General features: G+C 61.9%; 22 protein-coding genes. 16 read left to right on the forward strand and 6 right to left on the reverse strand.

Features of this window, described 5'->3' with window-relative positions; translation table 11 throughout:
* Positions 1-321: 321 nt before the first annotated feature.
* From AACY08_RS07235 to AACY08_RS07265, 7 genes are read left to right on the forward strand one after another with little or no spacing between them, the layout of a single operon-like run.
* The gene (locus tag AACY08_RS07235) at positions 322-912 is read left to right on the forward strand and encodes an amino acid synthesis family protein (protein ID WP_049708911.1); all 591 of its coding nucleotides are present in this window, start codon (positions 322-324) and stop codon (positions 910-912) included.
* 44 nt (positions 913-956) lie between these two features.
* Entirely contained in the window at positions 957-1,790 is an 834-nt protein-coding gene (locus AACY08_RS07240; RefSeq protein WP_339468797.1) for an alpha/beta fold hydrolase, read from the forward strand.
* Positions 1,787-3,268 carry an aldehyde dehydrogenase gene (locus AACY08_RS07245; RefSeq protein WP_339468798.1) on the forward strand — a complete coding sequence of 494 codons (1,482 nt, stop codon included), beginning with the start codon at positions 1,787-1,789 and terminating at the stop codon, positions 3,266-3,268. Before AACY08_RS07240 ends, AACY08_RS07245 begins: the two co-directional genes overlap by 4 nt.
* Positions 3,269-3,280: 12 nt before the next feature.
* Complete coding sequence (locus tag AACY08_RS07250) at positions 3,281-3,766, forward strand: flavin reductase family protein (RefSeq protein WP_339468799.1); 486 nt, start codon at positions 3,281-3,283, stop codon at positions 3,764-3,766.
* Positions 3,767-3,779: 13 nt separating this feature from the next.
* Positions 3,780-4,169 (forward strand): 4-carboxymuconolactone decarboxylase, encoded by a 390-nt coding sequence (gene pcaC, locus AACY08_RS07255; protein WP_339468800.1) that lies wholly within the window; start codon positions 3,780-3,782, stop codon positions 4,167-4,169.
* Between the two features lie 23 nt (positions 4,170-4,192).
* Positions 4,193-4,945, forward strand: a complete 753-nt coding sequence (locus AACY08_RS07260) for a GntR family transcriptional regulator (RefSeq protein ID WP_049708916.1) — start codon at positions 4,193-4,195, stop codon at positions 4,943-4,945.
* A 2-nt stretch (positions 4,946-4,947) separates the two neighbouring features.
* Positions 4,948-5,511: an NUDIX hydrolase gene (locus AACY08_RS07265; protein WP_339468801.1), complete on the forward strand. Its 564-nt coding sequence runs from the start codon at positions 4,948-4,950 to the stop codon at positions 5,509-5,511.
* Positions 5,512-5,561: 50 nt separating this feature from the next.
* Here AACY08_RS07265 and AACY08_RS07270 read toward each other — a convergent pair whose 3' ends face one another.
* Entirely contained in the window at positions 5,562-5,855 is a 294-nt protein-coding gene (locus AACY08_RS07270; RefSeq protein WP_339468802.1) for a DUF1330 domain-containing protein, read from the reverse strand.
* A gap of 68 nt (positions 5,856-5,923) precedes the next feature.
* Here AACY08_RS07270 and ribBA point away from each other — a divergent pair, with 68 nt between their 5' ends.
* The 5 genes from ribBA to AACY08_RS07295 all read left to right on the forward strand — a co-directional run bounded on the left by ribBA (position 5,924) and on the right by AACY08_RS07295 (position 11,189).
* Positions 5,924-7,033, forward strand: a complete 1,110-nt coding sequence (gene ribBA, locus AACY08_RS07275) for a bifunctional 3,4-dihydroxy-2-butanone-4-phosphate synthase/GTP cyclohydrolase II (protein ID WP_339468803.1) — start codon at positions 5,924-5,926, stop codon at positions 7,031-7,033.
* 228 nt (positions 7,034-7,261) lie between these two features.
* Positions 7,262-8,287 carry an ABC transporter substrate-binding protein gene (locus AACY08_RS07280; RefSeq protein ID WP_339468804.1) on the forward strand — a complete coding sequence of 342 codons (1,026 nt, stop codon included), beginning with the start codon at positions 7,262-7,264 and terminating at the stop codon, positions 8,285-8,287.
* Positions 8,284-9,201 (forward strand): ABC transporter permease, encoded by a 918-nt coding sequence (locus AACY08_RS07285; RefSeq protein ID WP_339468805.1) that lies wholly within the window; start codon positions 8,284-8,286, stop codon positions 9,199-9,201. Before AACY08_RS07280 ends, AACY08_RS07285 begins: the two co-directional genes overlap by 4 nt.
* A 6-nt stretch (positions 9,202-9,207) precedes the next feature.
* Positions 9,208-10,017 (forward strand): ABC transporter permease, encoded by an 810-nt coding sequence (locus AACY08_RS07290; protein WP_339468806.1) that lies wholly within the window; start codon positions 9,208-9,210, stop codon positions 10,015-10,017.
* Between the two features lie 17 nt (positions 10,018-10,034).
* Entirely contained in the window at positions 10,035-11,189 is a 1,155-nt protein-coding gene (locus AACY08_RS07295; protein WP_339468807.1) for an ABC transporter ATP-binding protein, read from the forward strand.
* Positions 11,190-11,399: 210 nt separating this feature from the next.
* On the opposite strand, the gene AACY08_RS07300 is transcribed toward AACY08_RS07295, so the two are convergent.
* From AACY08_RS07300 to glnT, 5 genes are all read right to left on the reverse strand, one after another.
* Positions 11,400-12,725, reverse strand: coding sequence for an ammonium transporter (locus AACY08_RS07300; RefSeq protein WP_339468808.1), 1,326 nt, complete (start codon positions 12,723-12,725; stop codon positions 11,400-11,402).
* A 205-nt stretch (positions 12,726-12,930) separates the two neighbouring features.
* Positions 12,931-14,259 (reverse strand): FMN-binding glutamate synthase family protein, encoded by a 1,329-nt coding sequence (locus tag AACY08_RS07305; protein WP_339468809.1) that lies wholly within the window; start codon positions 14,257-14,259, stop codon positions 12,931-12,933.
* A gap of 14 nt (positions 14,260-14,273) precedes the next feature.
* Complete coding sequence (locus AACY08_RS07310) at positions 14,274-14,948, reverse strand: protein glxC (RefSeq protein WP_339468810.1); 675 nt, start codon at positions 14,946-14,948, stop codon at positions 14,274-14,276.
* A gap of 11 nt (positions 14,949-14,959) precedes the next feature.
* On the reverse strand, positions 14,960-15,865 hold the full coding sequence (locus AACY08_RS07315) for a class II glutamine amidotransferase (protein WP_339468811.1): 906 nt from the start codon (positions 15,863-15,865) through the stop codon (positions 14,960-14,962).
* A 22-nt stretch (positions 15,866-15,887) separates the two neighbouring features.
* Positions 15,888-17,222, reverse strand: coding sequence for a type III glutamate--ammonia ligase (glnT, locus tag AACY08_RS07320; RefSeq protein ID WP_339468813.1), 1,335 nt, complete (start codon positions 17,220-17,222; stop codon positions 15,888-15,890).
* 282 nt (positions 17,223-17,504) lie between these two features.
* Between glnT and AACY08_RS07325 the strand changes: the two genes are divergently transcribed.
* The 4 genes from AACY08_RS07325 (at position 17,505) to AACY08_RS07340 (ending at position 21,566) form a co-directional block, all read left to right on the forward strand.
* Positions 17,505-18,104 (forward strand): helix-turn-helix domain-containing protein, encoded by a 600-nt coding sequence (locus AACY08_RS07325; RefSeq protein ID WP_027603577.1) that lies wholly within the window; start codon positions 17,505-17,507, stop codon positions 18,102-18,104.
* Positions 18,105-18,574: 470 nt separating this feature from the next.
* Complete coding sequence (gene purU, locus AACY08_RS07330) at positions 18,575-19,441, forward strand: formyltetrahydrofolate deformylase (protein WP_339468814.1); 867 nt, start codon at positions 18,575-18,577, stop codon at positions 19,439-19,441.
* Positions 19,438-20,343, forward strand: a complete 906-nt coding sequence (gene folD, locus AACY08_RS07335) for a bifunctional methylenetetrahydrofolate dehydrogenase/methenyltetrahydrofolate cyclohydrolase FolD (protein ID WP_339468815.1) — start codon at positions 19,438-19,440, stop codon at positions 20,341-20,343. The genes purU and folD overlap by 4 nt, the downstream gene beginning before the upstream one ends.
* A complete protein-coding gene (locus tag AACY08_RS07340) occupies positions 20,325-21,566 on the forward strand; it encodes an FAD-dependent oxidoreductase (protein WP_065881107.1) in 1,242 nt (413 codons plus the stop codon). Before folD ends, AACY08_RS07340 begins: the two co-directional genes overlap by 19 nt.
* Positions 21,567-21,579 lie beyond the last annotated feature (13 nt).

Raw genomic sequence — 21,579 nt, forward strand, 5'->3', positions numbered from 1 at the left:
TCGCGGAGCCCCGGCTTGTACGCCTTGTGGGTACTGGCAGGCAAACCGTCGGGATCAGATCGATGTTGCCAGGCGTCCTTCTGAAGGCGAACTCAGGTATTGGATCGGTGCCCTGCTGGTTGTCGACAACGTTCATGACCACTTGATGCTCCCTGCTCCACATACTTACCTTGATGAGGAGACGTTTACCCCCCTCCACAACAAGTCATCTCTTCGACCTTTCATCGCATCACTCCGTCCTCGGTTCATTTCTGACTCTTGCGCTTCTGGTATTATGGTATACCATCATACGCAAACCAATCGTATCCCGTTGGAGCAGCCATGAGTTTCGAAATCCGCAAGATCGTCAGCTACGTAGAAGAAACCTTTATCGAAGGAGGCAAGGCCTCCGACACCCCCGTGAAAATGGTGGGTCTGGCCGTGGTGTTGAAAAATCCCTGGCTGGGGCGTGGTTTCGTCGAAGATCTGAAGCCGGAGATCCGTGCCAATTGCTCCGACCTCGGCGCGCTGATGGTCGAGCGCCTGGTGGGCATCATCGGTGGTGCTGAGAACATCGAGGCCTACGGCAAAGCGGCTGTTGTCGGTGCCGACGGCGAGATAGAACATGCCAGTGCGATCATCCATACCCTGCGCTTCGGCAACCATTACCGTGAAGCCGTAAAAGCCAAGAGCTACCTGAGCTTCACCAACAAGCGTGGCGGCCCGGGCACCTCGATCCAAATCCCGATGATGCACAAGGACGACGAAGGCCTTCGCTCGCACTACATCACTCTGGAAATGCAGATCGAAGACGCGCCGCGGGCCGATGAAATTGTCGTGGTGCTGGGTTGCGCCGATGGCGGCCGCCTGCACCCGCGCATCGGCAACCGGTATATCGACCTGGAAGAACTGGCCGCCGAAAAGGCCCAGTAAGCCAGGCAAGCACCCCAATAAGAAAAGGCATGCAGGAGCGCTCCATGATTCGGCTCACCGCTGAACGCACCCCGGCTGGCACCAGTTATCTGGCGACCGGCCAAGGCCAGCCTGTGGTATTGATCCACGGCGTGGGCCTGAACAAAGAAATGTGGGGCGGGCAAGTCGTTGGCCTAGCCACAAACTACCGCGTGATCACCTACGACATGCTCGGCCATGGCGCCAGCCCGCGCCCGGCCGCCGGCACGCCGCTGCTGGGTTATGCCGACCAACTGCTGGAGCTGCTCGACCACCTGCAACTGCCCCAGGCCACTGTGATCGGGTTTTCCATGGGCGGTTTGGTGGCGCGAGCGTTTGCCCTGCACTACCCCGACCGCCTCAAAAGCCTGGTGGTGCTCAACAGTGTGTTCAACCGCAGCCCCGAGCAGCGTGCCGGCGTGATCGAACGCACCGCCCAGGCCGCCGAACACGGGCCGGATGCGAATGCCGAATCGGCGCTGTCGCGTTGGTTCAGCCGCGAATATCAGGCGGCCAACCCAGCGCAGATCGCCGCGTTGCGTCAGACCCTTGCGGGCAACGACCCCCAAGGCTACCTGACCACGTATGAGCTATTTGCAACCCAGGACATGTACCGCGCCGATGACCTCAAGGGTCTGCGTGCCCCCACCCTGGTCGCCACCGGAGAACTGGACCCCGGCTCAACGCCGGAAATGGCCCGGCAACTCGCCGATCGTATTCCAGGTGCCACGGTTGCGGTGCTGGCTGAGCAACGGCATATGATGCCGGTGGAATCGCCGCGCCTGGTCAATCAGTTGCTGCTGGGGTTTCTTGACACCGTATACGCCCACAATAATCCAATAAAGGGGATCGTTGCATGATGCTTGAACGCTTCCAGATGTGCATCGGCGGTGAATGGGTCGATGCCCTTTCCGGCAAGACCTTCGACAGCCTTAACCCGGCCCTGGCCGAGCCCTGGGCGCAACTGCCCGACGCCGACGAAGCGGACGTGGAGCGCGCCGTACAGGCTGCCCAAACGGCCTTTGACAGCCCGGCCTGGCGTGGCCTTACTGCCACCGCGCGGGGTAAAATGCTGCGCCGCCTCGGAGACCTGATCGCCGAGAACAAAGAGCAACTGGCCCAGCTGGAAAGCCGCGACAACGGCAAGCTGATCCGCGAAACCCGTGGCCAGGTCACCTACCTGCCGGAGTTCTTCCACTACACCGCAGGCCTGGCCGACAAGCTCGAAGGCGGCACGCTGCCCCTCGACAAGCCCGACCTCTTCGCCTACACCGTGCACGAAGCCATGGGCGTGGTCGCCGCGATCATTCCATGGAACAGCCCGCTGTACCTGACCGCGATCAAACTCGCGCCGGCCCTGGCAGCAGGCAATACCATCGTAATCAAACCCTCCGAGCATGCCTCGGCGACCATCCTCGAGCTGGCGCGCCTGGCCCTGGAAGCGGGCATCCCACCTGGCGTGGTCAACGTGGTCACAGGGTATGGCCCCAGTACCGGAGCCGCCCTCACCCGCCACCCGCTGGTGCGCAAGATCGCCTTTACCGGCGGCGCGGCCACGGCACGGCATGTGGTGCGCAGCAGCGCGGAGAACTTCGCCAAGTTGTCCCTGGAATTGGGCGGCAAGTCACCGAATATCATCTTTGCCGACGCGGATCTGGACAGCGCCATCAATGGTGCGATTGCCGGTATTTACGCTGCATCGGGCCAGAGTTGCGTCTCCGGTTCGCGCCTGCTGGTGCAGGATGAAATCTACGACGAGTTCGTCGAGCGCCTGGTGGCGCGCGCCCAACGCATACGCATCGGCAATCCTCAGGACGACGCCAGTGAAATGGGCCCCATGGCCACCGCACAGCAACTGGCCGTGGTCGAAGGCCTGGTGGCGGATGCCATCGCTGAAGGTGCACGCCTGCGTACCGGCGGCAAGCGCCCGCCGAACCTTGGCGAAGGCTGGTTCTACGAACCGACGTTGTTCGAGTGCGACCGCAACTCGATGAAGATCATGCAGGAAGAAGTGTTCGGTCCGGTGGCGTCGGTCATCCGTTTCAAGGACGAGGCCGAAGCGCTGACCATCGCCAACGACTCGCAGTTCGGCCTTGCCGCCGGCATCTGGACCCGTGACCTGGGCCGCGCCCATCGCCTGGCCCGCGACGTGCGTTCGGGCATCATCTGGGTCAACACCTACCGTGCCGTCTCGGCCATGGCGCCCATCGGCGGCTTCAAGAACAGCGGCTACGGACGTGAAAGCGGCATCGATTCGGTACTCGCCTACACCGAGCTGAAGACGGTGTGGATCAACCTCTCCCAGGCGCCCATGCCTGATCCTTTTGTGATGCGTTAAGAGTCCACCACCATGATCGAACCCAGCATTTACAAAGACGTCATGAGTTCCTTCCCTTCCGGCGTCACGGTGGTTACCACCCTTGACCCGGACGGCGGCATCGTCGGCATTACCGCCAGTGCGTTCAGCGCGCTGTCGATCGACCCGGCGCTGGTGCTGTTCTGCCCCAACTACGCCTCCGACACCTACCCGATCCTGCGCGACAGCAAGCGTTTTGCGATTCACTTACTGTCAGCCGACCAGACCACCGAAGCCTATGCCTTTGCCAGCAAGGGCAAGGAAAAAGCCAAAGGTATCGAGTGGCACTTGAGCGAACTGGGCAACCCGCTGCTGGCGAAGGCCACCGCGATCATCGAGTGCGAACTGTGGCGCGAATACGACGGCGGCGATCACGCAATCATCGTTGGCGCGGTGAAGAACCTGATCCTGCCCGAGCAGCCGGTCACACCGATGATCTATCACAAAGGCAAGCTGGGCCCGCTGCCCACCCTGGCCTGAGGGGCGCTGAAGCATGAGTAACGACAAATACGAGCAGGGCCTGAAGATTCGTACTCAGGTACTGGGTGACGCCTATGTGCAGCGTTCGATCGAGAATGCCGATGACTTCACCCGGCCGCTGCAGGAGATGGTCACCGAGTACTGCTGGGGCCACGTGTGGGGCCGGGAGGGTTTGTCGCTTAAAGAACGCAGCATGATAAACTTGGCAATGATTTCAGCCCTCAATCGGCCCCACGAACTCAAGCTGCATGTACGCGGCGCCTTGCGTAACGGGCTGAGTCGTGAACAAATACGCGAAATTTTGCTTCAAGTCGGTATTTATTGCGGGGTTCCCGCCGCCGTGGACAGCTTCCGGCTGGCCCGTGAAGCCTTCGCTGAAGCCGATGCCGAGACCTCCAGTTAACCGTTACATTCAGAGCAGACCCCATGAAACGCGCGCCCCTCGACGACAGCTTCAAGGTCAATCACAACCCGGTCACCCTGCGCGAAATCGTGCTGGAAAAGCTGCGCAGCGCCATCATGAATTTCCAACTGCTGCCCGGTGACCGCCTGGTAGAACGCGACCTGTGCGACCGCCTCGGCGTCAGCCGCACCTCGGTGCGCGAAGCCTTGCGCCACCTGGAGTCGGAAGGTCTGGTGGAGTTCGCCGATGCCAAGGGTCCGCAGGTGGCAATCATTACCCTCGCCGATGCCGTCGATATTTATGAACTGCGCTGCGTGCTTGAAGGCTTGATCGTGCAGTTATTCACCCTGCGCGCCAAGGCCAAGGACATCAAGGCCCTGGAAAAAGCCCTCGAGGAAAACCGCAAGGCCCTCAAGGAAGGCGAATTGCAGCAGGTGATCGATTCGGTGCAGGGTTTCTACGACGTGCTGCTCGAAGGCTCCGGCAACCATGTGGCCGCCACCCAGCTGCGCCAGTTGCAGGCGCGTATCAGCTACTTGCGCGCGACCTCGGTGTCCCAGGAAAACCGCCGTGGCGCCAGCAACCAGGAAATGGAACGCATGGTCCAGGCGATCAAGAGCGGTGACCCCCTCGCCGCCCACCAGGCCTGTGTCGATCACGTGCGCGCCGCCGCCGCCGTCGCCCTGGATTACCTCAAGCGTAAACAGGAAGAGACCGGCAAACTCCCCGAGATCACCCTGCCCATCGCGCTCAAAGAACCGCGCATAGGTCACTGACCATGCCCGGCCCCAGCTTTTGCCCGACATGCGGCGGCAGTGACCTCGGTCACCAGCTGCCACCGGGCGATACCCAAGAGCGCCTGATGTGCCGGGGCTGCGGCTATATCCATTACATCAACCCCAAGATCATCGCCGGCTGCATCATCGAGCGAGACGGTAAATACCTGCTGTGCCAACGCGCGATTCCGCCGCGCCCCGGCACCTGGACTCTGCCCGCCGGCTTCATGGAAGGTGGCGAAACCACCGAACAGGCCGCATTGCGCGAAGTCTGGGAAGAAAGCGGCGTACGTGCCGAGATCCTCTCGCCCTACTCGATCTTCAGCGTGCCCAGGATCAGCGAGGTGTACATCATCTTCCGCGCCATCGCGCTGGAGATCACCGGCCAGTTCGGGCCCGAGACCCTCGACTACAAGTTTTTCGCCCCCGAGGACATTCCCTGGGACAGCATCTACTATCCGGCGATCCGGCAGATCCTTGAGCGGTATATCGAGGAGCGGCAGGCTGGGGTGTATGGCATCTACATTGGGAATGACGACAGCGGCAAGATTCACTTCATCCGCTGACTTGCAGGCCGAACCGCTCCCACATTTAAATCGGCTTACACCCGAAAAATCTAAGGTGCCAGGCCTTCCACAATAATAATCTGCGCCTGCCCCACGCCCTCTCGGTGCGCCTTCGCCGCCTGATACTCCGCCGACTCATAACACGCCACCGCCTGCTCGTAGCTGTCGAATTCGATCACCACATTCCGCTGCCGTGCTGGCCCGCCTTCCATCGCTGCGCTGCGCCCTCCCCTGGCCAGGAATCGTCCGCCATACAAGGCAAACGCCGCCGGCGCGCGCTGAGTGTATTGCGTGTACTGCTCTGCATCAGACACATCCACATGGGCAATCCAGTAGGCCTTCATCGTAACATCCTCTTGTTGAATTTTGTGGTATACCATAATACATACAACCAACAAATCGAGCACTCTCCATGTCCTTCAACAGCATCGCAGACATCATCGAAGACTACCGCCAAGGCAAGATGGTGCTCCTGGTGGATGACGAAGACCGAGAAAACGAAGGCGACCTGTTGCTGCCCGCCGCGTGCTGCACCGCCGAGACTATCAGCTTCATGGCCCGCGAAGCCCGTGGCCTGATCTGCCTGACCCTCACCGATGAACATTGCCAGCGCCTGGGCCTGGAACAGATGGTGCCGAGCAATGGAAGCGTGTTCAGCACGGCATTTACCGTGTCCATCGAGGCCGCCACCGGCGTGACGACCGGCATCTCAGCCGCCGATCGGGCGCGCACCGTCGCGGCCGCCGTCGATATTAATGCCGGGCCTGCCGATATCGTGCAGCCGGGGCATATCTTTCCGTTGCGCGCTAAAGACGGCGGTGTATTGACCCGCGCCGGCCATACCGAGGCCGGTTGCGACCTGGCGCGCCTGGCCGGGCACACGCCCGCCTCAGTGATCGTAGAAGTCATGAATGACGACGGCACCATGGCGCGGCGTCCCGAACTGGAAATTTTCGCGCGCAAACACGGGATCAAGATCGGCACCATCGCCGACCTGATCCACTACCGCCTCAGCACCGAACGCACCGTGGTGCGCATTGGCGAACGCGACCTGCCCACGGTGCACGGTACGTTCCGCCTGATCACCTTTGAAGACCGCATCGACGGCGGTGTGCATATGGCGATGGTGATGGGCCAGTTGCGCCGCGATGAACCTGCGCTGGTGCGCGTGCATGTGATCGACCCGCTGCGCGACCTGGTCGGCGCCGACTACAGCGGCCCGTCCAACTGGACGCTGTGGGCGGCTTTGCAACGTGTCGCCGCTGAAGGCAGCGGCGTGGTGGTAGTGCTGGCTAATCATGAGTCGTCCCAGGCGCTGCTGGAACGCGTGCCGCAACTGACCCAGGCGCCGCGCCAGTTCAACCGTTCGCAGTCGCGCATCTATTCTGAAGTGGGCACCGGGGCGCAGATCTTGCAGGACCTCGGCGTCGGCAAGCTGCGTCACCTCGGCCCGCCCCTCAAATACGCCGGGCTGACCGGCTACGACCTGGAGGTGATCGAGAGCATTCCCTTCACCGAATGACGGATAACCGGTAAGGCAAAATGCTTGCACAAAGTTTGGAATACCATAATATGATATTCCATAGACCGAACGCTTCTGCCAAGTGCGCCCGCCAGGGAGAGCACCAATAAAAGCCCTTGGCACGGTCGCCTTTTGGGGTCTCGATTAGAGGCTCCCGATGGACCTACTGCTCCCGATAGGCGGGCATTACCAAGCCCGCTCAATAACAAAACAAATGAGGGCGTGAAAATGGTGTTGAATAAACGTGCAACCGCGGTGCTGTTCGCGGGTTTATTGGCTACGGCCACTCACGCGGCCATGGCGGCCGAAAGCGTCAATTTCGTGAGCTGGGGCGGTAGCACCCAGGACGCGCAGAAGCAGGCGTGGGCCGACCCGTTCAGCAAGGCCAGCGGCATTACCGTGGTCCAGGATGGCCCCACCGACTACGGCAAACTCAAGGCCATGGTCGAAAGCGGCAACGTGCAGTGGGACGTGGTGGATGTCGAAGCCGACTTCGCCTTGCGCGCCGCCGCCGAAGGCCTGCTCGAACCCCTCGACTTCTCGGTGATCCAGCGCGACAAGATCGACCCGCGGTTTGTCTCCGACCATGGTGTGGGCTCGTTCTTCTTCTCCTTCGTGCTCGGCTACAACGAAGGCAAGCTCGGCGCTGGCAAGCCTCAGGATTGGTCCGCGCTGTTTGACACCAAGACCTACCCTGGCAAACGCGCCCTCTACAAATGGCCAAGCCCTGGCGTGCTTGAACTGGCGCTGCTGGCCGACGGCGTAGCCGCCGACAAGCTCTACCCGCTGGACCTGGACCGCGCCTTCAAGAAACTCGACACCATCAAGAAAGACATCGTCTGGTGGGGCGGCGGCGCGCAGTCGCAACAGCTGCTGGCCTCCGGCGAAGTCAGCATGGGCCAGTTCTGGAACGGCCGCATCCATGCCCTGCAGGAAGACGGCGCACCGGTTGGCGTGAGCTGGAAGCAAAACCTGGTGATGGCCGACATCCTCGTCGTGCCTAAAGGTTCGAAAAACAAAGCCGCCGCGATGAAGTTCCTGGCCAACGCCAGCAGCGCCAAGGGCCAGGCTGATTTCTCCAACCTGACCGCCTACGCACCGGTGAACATCGACAGCGTGCAGCGTCTGGATTCGGTGCTAGCGCCGAACCTGCCGACCGCCTACGTCAAGGACCAGATCACCCTCGATTTCGCCTACTGGGCCAAGAACGGCCCGGCCATTGCGACACGGTGGAATGAATGGCTAGTCAAATGAAAATGACGGCAACCACACCGACCGGGAGCGCCCTCGGCGCTGCCGGCGCGTTTTCGGCCAAGGCCGGGGCGCCGTCCCTGGCGCAGCGCTGGCGGGGGTCGAGCAACCTGATCCCGGCCCTGCTGTTCCTCGGCCTGTTCTTCCTGGCGCCGCTGATCGGCCTGTTGCTGCGCGGCGTGCTGGAGCCGGTGCCGGGCCTGGGCAACTATGAACAGCTGTTCGCCAACTCGGCCTATGCCCGGGTGCTGCTCAACACGTTCTCGGTGGCGGGCCTGGTGACCTTGTTCAGCCTGCTGCTGGGCTTTCCGCTGGCCTGGGCGATCACCCTGGTGCCACGCGGTTGGGGACGCTGGATCCTCAACATCGTGCTGCTGTCGATGTGGACCAGCCTGCTCGCCCGCACGTATTCCTGGCTGGTCTTGCTGCAAGCCTCCGGGGTGATCAACAAGGCGCTGATGGCCATGGGCATCATAGATGTGCCCCTGGAGATGGTGCATAACCTGACCGGCGTGGTGATCGGCATGAGCTACATCATGATCCCGTTCATTGTGCTGCCTTTGCAGGCGACCATGCAGGCCATCGACCCGATGATCCTGCAGGCCGGCTCCATCTGCGGCGCCAGCCCGTGGACCAACTTCTTCCGGGTGTTCCTGCCGCTGTGTCGGCCGGGTTTGTTCTCCGGCGGTTTGATGGTGTTCGTGATGTCCCTCGGTTACTACGTCACCCCGGCGCTGCTCGGCGGTGCGCAGAACATGATGTTGCCCGAGTTCATCATCCAGCAGGTGCAATCGTTCCTCAATTGGGGCCTGGCCAGTGCCGGCGCCGCGTTGCTGATCTTCATCACGCTGGTGCTGTTCTACTTCTACCTGAAACTCCAGCCGGAATCCCCGGTTGGCGCCAGCGACGCGAGGTAAGCCGTCATGCTCCTGACCCCCAACGCCATGAGCCGCAGGATGCGCTTGGGCCTCTACACCACCACCGGATTGATCGGCCTGTTCCTGCTGTTGCCGATCGTGTTTATCGTGCTGTTATCGTTCGGTTCGTCGCAATGGCTGGTGTTTCCGCCGCCAGGCTGGACGTTCAAATGGTACGACCAGTTCTTCTCCAACGCGGATTGGATGAACGCTGCAATGGCCAGCCTCAAGGTGGCGGTGCTGACAACGATCTTCGCGGTGGCGCTGGGTTTGCCGACCGCCTTTGCCCTGGTGCGTGGACGCTTCCCCGGCCGCGAGCTGCTCTACGGCCTGTTCACGCTGCCGATGATCGTGCCGCTGGTGATCATTGCCGTGGCGGTGTACGCGCTGTTCCTCAAGCTGGGCTACACCGGCACGATGTTCGCCTTTGTGGTTAGCCATGTGATCGTCGCGCTGCCCTTCACCATCATCTCGATCATCAACTCGCTGAAGCTTTTCGACCAGTCGATTGAAGACGCGGCGGTGATCTGCGGCGCGTCACGCTTGCAGGCGGTGTTCAAGGTGACCTTCCCGGCGATCCGCCCGGGTATGGTCGCCGGTGCGCTGTTTGCCTTTTTGGTCTCGTGGGACGAAGTGGTGCTCAGCGTGATGATGGCGAGCCCAACCCTGCAAACCCTTCCCGTGAAAATGTGGACCACCCTGCGCCAGGACCTGACGCCTGTGATCGCCGTCGCTTCGACGCTGCTGATCGGCCTGTCGGTACTGGTCATGGTGATTGCCGCCGTCGTTCGTCGACGCACTGAAACCCGCGCTTGAGCGCCGAGGAGTAGAACATGAGTGCAGTGATCCAAGACGTCGCGCAGAGCCATGGCCAGCCCCTGGTCAGCCTGCGCAACCTGAACAAGTACTACGGCGAGTTTGCCGCCGTGGACAACATCTCGCTGGACATCCAGGACGGCGAATTCCTCACCTTCCTCGGCTCCAGCGGCTCGGGCAAAAGCACCACGCTTTCGATGCTTGCCGGCTTCGAAACGCCGAGCAGCGGCGAGATCCTTGTCAGCGGCCAATCACTGGTCAACGTACCGCCGCACAAGCGCGACATCGGCATGGTGTTCCAGCGTTACTCACTGTTCCCGCATTTGTCGGTGCGCGACAACATCGCCTTCCCCCTGGCGATACGCAAACTGCCCAGCGCCGAACGTGAGAAGCGCGTCGACGCCATGCTCAAGCTGGTGCAGCTGGAACAGTTCGCCCATCGCCGCCCTTCTCAATTGTCTGGCGGCCAACAGCAACGGGTCGCCATCGCACGCGCGCTGGTGTACGAGCCACGCATCCTGCTGATGGACGAACCCCTCGGCGCGCTCGACAAGAAACTGCGTGAAGACCTGCAGGACGAACTACGCCAACTGCACCGGCGCCTGGGCATCACCATCGTCTACGTGACCCACGATCAGGAAGAAGCGATGCGTCTGTCCCAGCGCATCGCGATTTTCAGCCACGGCAAGATCGTCGGCCTGGGCAGCGGCTTCGACCTCTACCAGAACCCGCCGAACGCTTTTGTGGCGTCGTTCCTCGGCAACTCCAACTTCCTCAAACTCAAGGCTCAGGGCAACGCGGTGGCGTCGTTCGAAGGCCAATCGTTGTCGATCCGCCTGACCAGCGGGCTGCGTACAGAACAGGACGTGCTGCTGATGGTGCGCCCGGAAAAAGCCCTGGCACTGAGCGCCGAACAAGCCGCCGAGCAACCGCTGCTGTCAGGTTGGAATGAAGTGTCGGCGATTGTCGGTGAGGTGTTGTTTCTTGGCGAAAGCCAGACCTGCGCGGTGAAGACCCTCGGCGGCACATCGATGACGGTCAAGGCGCTGTCCGCTGCGGGCATGCCGCTCAAGGCCGGCGACCCGGTGCGTGTGCGCTGGGCGACGGCCGATGCGTGTGTGTATACGGAGTGGGCCGAAAGCGATCTGAACAAGGCGGCCGGCGCCCATTGAGTCACACATGTAGGAGGGGCGGTGCGATGATTCGACTTGCCCCCGATAGCAGTGTGTCAGTTACAGGTGCATTCACTGACACTCCCTCATCGGGGCATGGGTATCTACACAACTTTTTTCAGCGGTCTGTGGCGAGGGGAGCTTGTTCCCTCACCACAGGTACAGTGCTCGCCCTTAACTGACTGGCAAACAGTTTGAGCTGCGTTTACTTCAGTGGTTGTAGGCCCGCTCATTATGCTCGGCCAGGTCCAACCCCATCTCCTCCACCGACTCATGGGCACGTAAGCCAACCAAGGCATTGACCACCTTGAGGATGATCCAACTGATCACAAAGCAGTACGCCGTGGTCAGCAGCCCCCCCTTAAGCTGGGCGACCACCTGCCCGCCCATGGTCACGCCTTCCACCAGGCCACCCATGGACGGTACACAGAACACACCGGTCAACACCGCGCCGATCATCCCGCCAATGCCGTGCAAGCCGAACACGTCGAGGCTGTCGTCGTAGCCGAAGCGGCGCTTCAACACCGTCACGCTCAAATAACAAAACACCCCGCACAGCAAGCCGATGGCCAACGCACCGCCGACGCCCACGTAGGCACACGCCGGGGTGATCCCCACCAGGCCGGCCAGCGCACCACTGGCCAGGCCGAGGGCACTGGGCTTGCCGACCTTGAACCACTCGGTGAACATCCAGCCAAGAATCCCGGCGCAGGCGCCCAACTGAGTGTTGAGCATGACGATGCCCGAGGTGCCGCTGAGGCCGCCACCGGGGCCTATATTGAAGCCGAACCAGCCGACCCAGAGCATCGCCGCGCCGGCCATGGTCAGGCTGAGGTTATGCGCAGGCATCGGCGTGTTCTGGTAGCCCTTGCGCTTGCCGAGGATCAGGCACGCAGCGAGCGCAGCCACACCGGCATTGATGTGCACGGCGGTGCCTCCGGCAAAATCGAGCACGCCCCAGTTATGCATCAAGGCCCCCGATCCGCCCCAGACCATATGCGCCACCGGGGCATAGACCAGGGTGAACCAGATGGCCATGAACAGCAGCGCCGCCGAGAATTTCATGCGTTCGGCAAAGGCGCCGGCGATCAGGGCCGGGGTGATGATGGCGAACGTCATCTGGAAGGTCACGAACACCCCTTCCGGAATATCCCCCACCAGGCTCTCCGGGGTCATGCCCGCCAGAAAGGCGCGGTTCAGGCCGCCAACAAAACTGTTGAAAGTCACCTGCCCTTCGACCATACCGGTGGTGTCGACCACCATGCTGTAGCCGTAGACCACCCACAGCACGCCCACCAGGCCGGCGATACCGAAGCACTGGGTGAACAACGAGAGCATGTTTTTCGCACGGACCAGGCCGCCATAGAACAAAGCAAGCCCCGGCAGGCAAATGAACAGCACCAGCACGGCGGCGGTGACCATCCAGGCGGTGCTGCCGGTGTTCAAGGTGGGTGCGTCGGCGGCCTGGGCCAGGGGTGCAAAGGCACCGGCCGCCAATAAACCGAAGAGGGATTTGCCGAGAAGACGATTGACCATGTTCAAAGCTCCTGCAAAAGAAATGGGAAGTGTCGGGCAGCGAGCAGTTGTTGTTTGGAGAGCCTCTTGGCGGGCGCCTTGATTTGCCTATCTGTTGTGGCGAAGGAGCTTGCTCCCGCTGGGGTGCGAAGCAGCCCTAAAAAGCCGGCTCCAGCTGCGCTGTCGAACGGGAGCAAGCTCCCTCGCCACAGATGCTTATCCCGCCTCAGTAACCGCTACCCGAACCCGGCACCCAACGGGTACCCGCCAGCGGCACCCGGGCCATGGCCGCCGATTCCACGGTCAACGCCACCAAGTCCTCGGGGTCGAGGTTGTGCAGGTGCGATTTGCCGCACGCACGCGCCATGGTCTGCGCCTCCAGCACCATCACCCGCAGGTAGTTGGCCAAGCGCCGTCCGCCTTCCACCGGGTCGAGGCGCTTGGACAGCTCCGGGTCCTGGGTGGTGATGCCCGCCGGATCGCGGCCGTTCTGCCAGTCGTCGTAGAAGCCGGCGGCCGAGCCGATCTTTTTCAGTTCCGCGTCCAGCCGTGGGTGGTTGTCGCCCAGGGCGATCAGCGCCGCAGTGCCGATGGCCACCGCGTCCGCGCCCATCGCCATGGCCTTGGCCACATCGGCACCATTACGAATCCCGCCCGACACGATCAACTGGACCTTGCGGTGCATACCCATCTCTTGCAAAGCCTGTACCGCTTGCGGGATGGCCGACAAAATCGGAATGCCCACATGCTCGATAAACACTTCCTGCGTCGCGGCGGTGCCGCCTTGCATGCCGTCGAGCACGATTACATCGGCCCCGGCCTTGACCGCCAGCTTCACGTCGTAATACGGCCGGCTCGCGCCGATTTTCACGTAGATCGGTTTTTCCCAATCGGTGATTTCGCGCAGCTCGGCAATCTTGATCGCCAGGTCATCCGGGCCGGTCCAGTCCGGGTGGCGGCAGGCGCTGCGCTGGTCCACGCCGATGGGCAAAGTGCGCATGCCGGCCACACGCTCGGTGACTTTCATGCCGAGCAACATGCCGCCGCCGCCGGGCTTGGCGCCCTGGCCGAGGACGATCTCGATGGCATCGGCCTTGCGCAGATCATCCGGGTTCATGCCGTAGCGCGATGGCAGGTACTGATACACCAGGTGCTGGGACTGGCCGCGCTCTTCCGGGGTCATGCCGCCGTCACCGGTGGTGGTGCTGGTGCCGGCGATCGTCGCGCCACGGCCCAGGGCTTCCTTGGCGTTGGCCGACAACGCACCGAAACTCATGCCAGCGATGGTCACCGGGATCTTCAGGTGGATAGGCTTCTTGGCGAAGCGATTGCCGAGGATCACATCGGTGCCGCACTTCTCGCGATAGCCTTCCAGCGGGTAGCGCGACACGCTGGCGCCGAGCAGCAGCAAGTCATCGAAGTGCGGCAGCTTGCGCTTGGTGCCGCCGCCGCGAATATCGTAGATGCCAGTTTCGGCGGCACGCTGGATTTCCTGGATGGTCAGGCGGTCGAAGGTGGCCGACTCGCGCAGGACCGGAGGGGTTTGTTCAGTCATGGTGGAGCTCCTGATCAGTACGCGGAGGCGTTATCGACTTTGAAGTTGTAGAGTTGACGGGCCGAGCCGTAGCGCTTGAAATCTGCCGCCTGGTGGGCGAAACCGGCGCGGTCGAGCAGTTCCTGCAGCTCGTGCAGGTGTTCGCTGCGCATCTCTTTTTCGACGCAGTCCGAGCCCAGGGACTCCACCGTGCCTTTCACGTAGATGTGGGTTTCGTACAGCGAGTCCCCCAGCGCATCGCCGGCGTCGCCGCACACCACCAGACGCCCGGCCTGGCCCATGAAGCAGCTCATATGGCCGATGCTGCCGCCGACGACGATGTCGATGCCCTTCATGGAAATCCCGCAACGCGCGCCTGCGTCGCCCTCAATCACCAGCAAACCGCCATGGGCCGTGGCCCCGGCCGCCTGGGACGCACTGCCTTTGACGCGCACCGAACCGGACATCATGTTCTCGGCGCAGCCCACGCCGACATTGCCGTGCACGGTGATCGAGGCTTGCTGGTTCATGCCCGCGCAGTAGTAGCCGGCGTGGCCCTCGATATCGATGGACACGGCCTGGTTCACCCCCACCGCAAGGTTGTGCTTGCCGTTGGAATGGGTGATGCGCCACTCGTTGTCGATGGCATGGGCGTGCAGGGCCTGGTTGAGGTCACGCACGGTGGCGGTGGAAAGATCGATGGTTTTCATGTGTGCGCTCCTTAAGCTGAATGGCGTTCCCAGATGTACAACGTGGCCGGTGCCGGCTCCCAGATCCGCGCGTTCTCGATGCCCGGCAGGCTCGACAGCGCCTGGTACTCGGAGGCCATGGCGACGTAGTCGTCGGTCTCGGCCAAGATCGCCGGCTTGCACGCAATCGGGTCGCGGATCACTGCAAAGCCATTGCGCGTGCCGATGGCGAAGGTGAAGAAGCCGTCGAGGTCTTCCAGGGAATGGTCCAGCGCTTCCTTGAGCGAATCGCCCTGTTGCAAGCGCCAGGTCAGGTAGCCGGCGGCGACTTCGGTGTCGTTGTCGGTTTCAAAATGGATGCCTTCGCGCTTGAGTTCCTGGCGCAGGCGGAAGTGGTTGGACAGCGAACCGTTGTGCACCAGGCACAGGTCGGCGCCGGTGGAAAACGGGTGGCTGCCTTCCATGGTCACCGCGCTTTCCGTGGCCATGCGGGTATGGCCGATGATGTGGCTGCCCTGCATGTTTGCCAGGCCGAAGCGCTGGGAAATCTCCTGGGGCAGCCCCATGCCCTTGAGGATCTCGATGCTCTGACCGGCGCTCATGATACGCACGCTCGGCGCCAGTTCGGCCAGGGCCAGGCGTACCGGGGCTTCGTCGGCGTGGATCTTAAGTACAGCGGCGCTGGCGTTCTGGAACCAATCCAGGGAACAGCCGAGGCGCCCTTCCAACTCGCCCATCAAGCCTTTCCAGTCGAAGGCTTCGGTGGTGGCTTGCAGGGTCAGCTTGACCCAGCCATCGGCGACTTCATCGCCGTAGATGGCGAAACCGGCGCTGTCCGGGCCACGGTCGGTCATGGCTTGCAGCATGGGTTCAAACAGCTTGCCGAGCTGGGGTTCCAGCTGCGGATTCTTCAGGTACAGGCCTACGATTCCACACATAACAAGTCTCCGTCACACGGTGTCAGAAAAATTCGGTATAGCGCTGGATTTCCCAGTCGCTCACATGGCGGCTGTACTCCACCCACTCCATGCGCTTGAGCGTGATGAACTCGCCCACGATCTGCGGGCCAAGCACTTCGGCGAACAGCGCGTCGGCTTCCAGTGCGTCGCAGGCTTCCTTGAGGGATTGCGGTAGGGTCTTGATGCCGCGCTCGGCGATCTGCTCGAGGCTCAGGCTGTAGAGGTTTTCATTGCAGACGTGGTCGATTTCCAGCTGGCGATCGATACCGTCCAGGCCCGCGGCGATGATCGCGGCGCTGACCAGATAGGGGTTGCAGCCTGCATCCGGTAGGCGAAATTCCAGGCGACCGTACGGCACGCGCACCATGGCCGAGCGGTTGTTGGCGCCAAACGCGATGAAGGCCGGGGCCCAGGTGGCGCCGGACAACGAGTTGCCGACCACCAGGCGCTTGTACGAGTTGACCGTGGGCGCAGCGAACGCACAGAGCGCCGGGCCGTGGGCGAGCAAGCCGGCGGCGAAGTGATAGGCGAGTTTCGACAAGCCCATGCCGCTCGGGTCGCTGGCGTCATGGAACAGGTTTTTGTTCTCGGCGCTGCTGATAGACAGGTGAAAGTGCATGCCATTGCCGGCGCGTTTCGGGTCGGGCTTGGGCATGAAGGAGCAGATCATGCCCAGGTCATTGGCGATCTCGCCGGCGGCCATGCGGAAGAAGGTGAAACGGTCGGCGGAGGTCAAGGCGTCGCTGTAGGTGTAATTGATCTCGAACTGGCCGTTGGCGTCTTCATGGTCGATTTGATAGACCTCGAAATCCACCGCCTGCAAGGCTTCGGTCAGGCGCTCGAGGAACACCCGCGAACGCGACAGGCCCTTGTAGTCGTAGCAAGGCTTGTCGAGGTTGTCGCTGGGGTCCACCAATTGCAACGTGCCCTGCTCGTCGCGGCGCATCAGATTGAACTCGGGTTCGAGGCCGGTGTTCAGCGTCCAGCCCTTGTCCTGCAGGCGCTGCACCTGTTGCTGCAGCACGTAGCGGCTGTCGTAGGGATGGGGCTTGCCGTCGACATGACCGACGCACACCACCCGCCCGTAACCCGGCTGCCACGGCACCGGGGTCAATGTCGACAGATCGCCCCGCGCCATGAAATCCGGCCCGTGAGGCTCCATGCCCATGCCGCTGATGGCGAATCCGGCAAACCCCGCGCCCTCTTTGGCGACCGTCTTAAGCCCACAGATCGGCACCGACTTGGTCTTGGCCGCACCGTGTATATCCACAAACTGCGCAAGCACGTACTTGATCCCGTGCTTATCGATGATGCGCTGGGTTTCTGCTGGCAACATTGCTCGTCACTCCTCGCGAAAGGCAAAACCGTGTGGGTGGGCTAGGCTGTCTTTTTATTCCTAAAAAGAAAGTTAGTTTCCCTACAGGAATGCAATACCCTTGCCAGAATCGCGGACGACTGTTTGATGTGCCGGTGAAAAGCGCTTTTGTGCTGTATATATGAGAAAATTCTTTTCTCCGCAGGAATACGTACAGCGGGGCGGCCTTTAAGCGCCAGACTTTGCACTTTCCCAGTGCGAAAATAATATTACTGAACGGAAACCGTGCAGGAGCCGATGATCATGTCCACCGAAACCGCCCCGCGCCTCAAGCTTGAGCAATACCTGGGGCTGCAGATCAAACGCCAGCGCCAGGCCCAGGACCTGAAGCTATCTGACGTGGCAAAAATTGCCGATATCAGCCAGGGCATGTTGAGCAAGATCGAGAACGCCCAGGTCTCTACCAGCCTCGATACCTTGAGCCGCCTGTGCGATGTGCTCGGGCTGCCGCTGTCGAAATTATTCAGCGAATACGACCAGCAGGATGGCAGCGCCTTGCTGGTCAAGGCCGACCAAGGCATGGAAGTGGTGCGCCGGGGGACCGAGAAGGGCCATACCTATCACCTGCTCAACCATACGCGCGGGCCGAAGAAGAGCTTCGAGGCGTACATGGTCAGCATGGATGATGCGAGCGAGGAGTTTCCTACGTTTGCGCACCCAGGGACCGAGTTTCTGCACCTGCTTGAAGGGGAGCTGATTTATCGCCACGGCAACCAGTTGTATCGCATGGAGGCCGGGGACAGCCTGACGTTTGAGGGCGAGATTCCCCATGGGCCCGAGGAGTTGGTCAGGGTGCCGATTCGGTTGTTGTCGATCATGAACTACGGTAACGACAAGGAGTGATGCACGAACCGAGAGCGGCTCTGCTGTGGGAGCCTGATGGGTATCTGCACATCTTTTAAGGGCACATGAGCACCTTGTAGTGAGCGGGCTTGCCCCGCGCTGGGCGGCGAAGCCGCCCCAGTAAAAACATCGCCGAGTTCCAGATAAGACCAAGTCGCCTGGTTTGAGTCGGCTTCGCCGCCCAGCGCGGGGCAAGCCCGCTCACAGTTTTTGCAGATACCTATGACCATCGCAGGCAAGCCAGCGCCCACCTTTGATCGCATTGGACCTCCCCGTCGCCCCGCAAAAAAAAATTCCCCCCAGTTAAAAATCTTTCCCAAAAGCCCTAGACGCCCCGCCTTCATTCCCCTATAAAGCCAATTCAGGAATATTTTATTCCCCAAAAGAAAACGCGCTCATGGAATGAGCCTGCTGTCCTCAGACATTTTTCGCTATGCGATGAGCTGCCGCCATCATCCCGAGGACGTGTCATGCAACACGAAAAAAACCATTTCATCATCAAGGTCACTTGTCCCGCGGTGTCCGGAATTGTCGCTGCCGTCACCACTTACCTGGCGGACAAGGCGTGCTACATCGGGGAGATGGCGCAGTTCGATGACGATTTCAGCGGCCGCTTCTTCATGCGCGCCGTGTTCCGCTTCAACGATGGCCACGAAGGCAACCTGCAACAGATCAGAGACGGTTTCGCCGATGTCGCCCAGGCCTTCGACATGCAGTGGGAACTGCACGACACCCGCGAGCCAATGCGCGTGATGCTGATGGTGAGCAAGTTCGACCACTGCCTCACCGACCTGCTCTACCGATACCACAAGGGCGAGATGGACATGACCATCACCGCCATCGTCTCCAACCACCTCGATCTGCGGCCGATGGCCGAGCGCGAGGGCATTCGCTTTATCTACCTGCCGGTGTCCAAGGACAACAAGGCCGCGCAGGAAGCCGAGTTGATGAAGATCGTCGACGACACCCGCACCGAACTGGTGGTGTTGGCGCGCTACATGCAGATCCTCTCCGACGACCTGTGCCGGCAACTGTCGGGGCGGGCGATCAATATCCACCATTCGTTCCTGCCCGGTTTCAAGGGTGCCAAGCCCTATCACCAGGCTTATCAACGCGGCGTGAAGTTGATCGGTGCCACCGCGCACTACGTGACCAGCGACCTGGATGAGGGCCCGATCATCGAGCAGGAAGTGCAGCGCGTCGACCACGTGTACAAGCCCGACGACCTGGTCGCCATCGGTCGCGACACCGAAACCGTGGCCCTGTCCAAGGCGGTCAAGTACCACCTGGAGCACCGGGTCTTCCTCAATCAGGACAGAACGGTGGTGTTCCGGTGAACGCGCATAAACTGATCGACGGCAAAGCCGCCGCCGCACGGGTGCTGCTGCAAGTGCGCGAGGACGTAACGCGTCTGCATGGGCAGGCTATTCAACCGGCGCTGGCAGTGATCCTGGTGGGCAACGACCCGGCCAGCCAGGTGTATGTGCGCAACAAGATCCTGCGCGCCGAAGAGGTGGGCATCCGCTCCGTGGAGCGTCGCCTGCCCAGCGATACCAGCACCGAACAATTGTTGATCCTGATCGGCCAATTGAATGCCGACCCGGCGATCCACGGCATCCTCCTGCAATTGCCGTTGCCGCCGCAGATGGACGAACTGCGCGCCCTGGAGGCCATCGCGCCGGACAAGGACGTCGACGGTTTTCACAGCCAGAACGTCGGCGGCCTCAGCCAGGGGCGCGCGGTGCTCACGCCGTGCACGCCGAGTGGTTGCCTGTACCTGTTGGAGCAAACCTGCGGCGACCTGCGCGGCAAACACGCGGTGGTGATCGGCCGCTCGAACATCGTTGGCAAGCCCATGGCCGCGCTGCTGCTCAAGGCGGATTGCTCGGTGACCGTGCTGCACTCACGCAGCCACGACGCCCAGGCCCTGTGCCGCCAGGCCGATATCGTGATCGCTGCCGTGGGCCGCGCCCGCTTGATTGACGCGAGCTGGTTGAAACCCGGCGCGGTGGTGATCGATGTCGGCATCAACCGCATCGACGACGACGGCCGCAGCCGCCTGGTGGGTGATGTCGACTTCGACAGCGCCCTGCCCCATGTCGCCGCCATCACCCCGGTGCCCGGCGGTGTCGGGCCGATGACCATTGCCTTCCTGATGAAAAACACCGTGGCCGCCGCCCAGGCGCAACACCACGCCCTACGCAGCCAATCGGAGGCCGTATGCCATTCAATCTATTGAAATACGGGCTGAGTTCGGAGTACCCGGTGGAGGTGGACCTGCCACCGCCCAAGGAACTCAAGTCGAGTTACGACGTGGTGATCATCGGCGCCGGTGGCCACGGCCTGGCGACGGCTTACTACCTGGCCAAGTACCACGGCATCACCAATATCGCGGTGCTGGAAAAGGCCTACCTGGGTGGCGGCAATACCGCGCGCAATACGGCGGTGATCCGCTCCAACTACCTCACCAGCGAAGGCGTTCGTTTCTACGCCGAGTCGGTGAAGATGTTCCAGTCGCTGTCCAACGAATTCGATTTCAACATCATGTACTCCGAGCGCGGCCAACTGACTCTGGCCCACACCGACGCCACTGTGCGTTCGTTCCGCCAGCGCGCCGAGGTCAACAAGCACTTCGGCGGGCGTACCGAGATGATCGACCGCCAGCAGATCCGCGAGCTGGTGCCCAGCCTCAACCTCGACCCCGGCCACTTGCCGGTGATTGCCGGGCTCTGGCATATCGACGGCGCCACCGCGCGCCACGATGCCGTGGCGTGGGGCTACGCCAAGCAGGCGGCCAAGCGCGGCGTGGAAATCCACCAGCTTACTGAAGTGCAGGATCTGGTCATCGAAAACGGCACTATCACCGCCGTGAAAACCAATCGCGGCACCATCAAGTGTGGTTGCGCGGTGCAAGCGATTGCCGGGCACAGCTCGCTGCTGATGGCCAAGGCCGGTATCCGCTCGCCGATCCAGACGTTCCCGCTGCAAGCCATGGTCACCCAGCCGTTCAAGCCGTTCCTCGATCCGCTGGTGAGCTCCTCGGCCCTGCACTGCTACGTGCAGCAAACCAGCCGTGGCGAAGTGGTGTTCGGTGGCGGTTCCGACCCGTACCCGCTGTTCAACACGCGCTCGACCCTGGACCTCAAGGAAAGCCTGTTGGCCCATGCCATCGAGATGTTCCCGTTCCTGGCCAACGCCAAGTTGATGCGCCAGTGGGCCGGGATCACCGACATGACCCCCGACTACAGCCCGATCATGGGCCTGTCGCCGGTGAAGAATTACTACCTCGACGCCGGCTGGGGCACCTGGGGCTTCAAGGCCACGCCGATCTGCGGCAAGACCATGGCCGAACTGGTCGCCAGCGGCGGCAAGGTGCCGGACTTGATCAAACCCTTCGGCCTCGAGCGCTTTTCGACCTTCCAGCAGGTCAACGAAATGGGCGCCACAGCGGCCAGCCACTGACGGAGAGCAGACG

The organism is Pseudomonas sp. EL_65y_Pfl1_R83 (genome assembly GCF_963970695.1).
Lineage (GTDB): Bacteria > Pseudomonadota > Gammaproteobacteria > Pseudomonadales > Pseudomonadaceae > Aquipseudomonas > Aquipseudomonas tritici.

Excerpts from the sequence above, each read along its gene's own strand:
- AACY08_RS07235 (WP_049708911.1), top strand. The coding sequence starts at position 322 with ATGAGTTTCGAAATCCGCAAGATCGTCAGCTACGTAGAAGAAACCTTT.
- AACY08_RS07240 (WP_339468797.1), top strand. The coding sequence starts at position 957 with ATGATTCGGCTCACCGCTGAACGCACCCCGGCTGGCACCAGTTATCTG.
- AACY08_RS07245 (WP_339468798.1), top strand. The coding sequence starts at position 1,787 with ATGATGCTTGAACGCTTCCAGATGTGCATCGGCGGTGAATGGGTCGAT.
- AACY08_RS07250 (WP_339468799.1), top strand. The coding sequence starts at position 3,281 with ATGATCGAACCCAGCATTTACAAAGACGTCATGAGTTCCTTCCCTTCC.
- pcaC (WP_339468800.1), top strand. The coding sequence starts at position 3,780 with ATGAGTAACGACAAATACGAGCAGGGCCTGAAGATTCGTACTCAGGTA.
- AACY08_RS07260 (WP_049708916.1), top strand. The coding sequence starts at position 4,193 with ATGAAACGCGCGCCCCTCGACGACAGCTTCAAGGTCAATCACAACCCG.
- AACY08_RS07265 (WP_339468801.1), top strand. The coding sequence starts at position 4,948 with ATGCCCGGCCCCAGCTTTTGCCCGACATGCGGCGGCAGTGACCTCGGT.
- AACY08_RS07270 (WP_339468802.1), bottom strand. The coding sequence starts at position 5,855 with ATGAAGGCCTACTGGATTGCCCATGTGGATGTGTCTGATGCAGAGCAG.
- ribBA (WP_339468803.1), top strand. The coding sequence starts at position 5,924 with ATGTCCTTCAACAGCATCGCAGACATCATCGAAGACTACCGCCAAGGC.
- AACY08_RS07280 (WP_339468804.1), top strand. The coding sequence starts at position 7,262 with ATGGTGTTGAATAAACGTGCAACCGCGGTGCTGTTCGCGGGTTTATTG.
- AACY08_RS07285 (WP_339468805.1), top strand. The coding sequence starts at position 8,284 with ATGAAAATGACGGCAACCACACCGACCGGGAGCGCCCTCGGCGCTGCC.
- AACY08_RS07290 (WP_339468806.1), top strand. The coding sequence starts at position 9,208 with ATGCTCCTGACCCCCAACGCCATGAGCCGCAGGATGCGCTTGGGCCTC.
- AACY08_RS07295 (WP_339468807.1), top strand. The coding sequence starts at position 10,035 with ATGAGTGCAGTGATCCAAGACGTCGCGCAGAGCCATGGCCAGCCCCTG.
- AACY08_RS07300 (WP_339468808.1), bottom strand. The coding sequence starts at position 12,725 with ATGGTCAATCGTCTTCTCGGCAAATCCCTCTTCGGTTTATTGGCGGCC.
- AACY08_RS07305 (WP_339468809.1), bottom strand. The coding sequence starts at position 14,259 with ATGACTGAACAAACCCCTCCGGTCCTGCGCGAGTCGGCCACCTTCGAC.
- AACY08_RS07310 (WP_339468810.1), bottom strand. The coding sequence starts at position 14,948 with ATGAAAACCATCGATCTTTCCACCGCCACCGTGCGTGACCTCAACCAG.
- AACY08_RS07315 (WP_339468811.1), bottom strand. The coding sequence starts at position 15,865 with ATGTGTGGAATCGTAGGCCTGTACCTGAAGAATCCGCAGCTGGAACCC.
- glnT (WP_339468813.1), bottom strand. The coding sequence starts at position 17,222 with ATGTTGCCAGCAGAAACCCAGCGCATCATCGATAAGCACGGGATCAAG.
- AACY08_RS07325 (WP_027603577.1), top strand. The coding sequence starts at position 17,505 with ATGTCCACCGAAACCGCCCCGCGCCTCAAGCTTGAGCAATACCTGGGG.
- purU (WP_339468814.1), top strand. The coding sequence starts at position 18,575 with ATGCAACACGAAAAAAACCATTTCATCATCAAGGTCACTTGTCCCGCG.
- AACY08_RS07340 (WP_065881107.1), top strand. The coding sequence starts at position 20,325 with ATGCCATTCAATCTATTGAAATACGGGCTGAGTTCGGAGTACCCGGTG.